Origin of the sequence: Anaerotignum faecicola, from assembly GCA_024460105.1 — a bacterium.
In the GTDB taxonomy this organism is placed as follows: domain Bacteria; phylum Bacillota; class Clostridia; order Lachnospirales; family Anaerotignaceae; genus JANFXS01.
Window position 1 is genome coordinate 1 of sequence record JANFXS010000625.1, and the last position, 382, is coordinate 382.

1 protein-coding gene is annotated in these 382 nt (G+C 52.9%); it reads left to right on the top strand.

Going from position 1 to position 382, the window contains the following annotated elements; translation table 11 throughout:
* Positions 1-382: DUF5711 family protein (locus tag NE664_15700; GenBank protein MCQ4728078.1), on the top strand; the 382-nt coding region annotated here is incomplete at both ends.

Sequence of the window (382 nt, forward strand, 5' to 3'; positions counted from 1 at the left end):
GGCGGCAACGTCTTAAAATACAGCAAGGATGGAGCCTCCTACATTGATAACCAGGGAAAAGAGATCTGGGTCCAGAGCTTTGAGATGAAGTCGCCCACTGCGTGTGTCAACGGTAATTATGCGGCGGTGGCGGATCAGCAGGGCAACAGCATCTACATATTTGATAAGTCGGGGCCTACGGGGACGGCGACTACGCTGCTTCCCATCATTAAGGCCACGGTCTCTGCTCATGGTGTGGTCGCGGCGATCCTGGAGGACTCAACCTCAAACTACATCTATTTTTATAAGAATGACGGAAGCGTTCTGGATGTAAAGATCAAGGCGCTGCTAAACGGAGAGACCGGCTACCCCGTGGATATCAGCCTTTCCCCGGATGGAACCC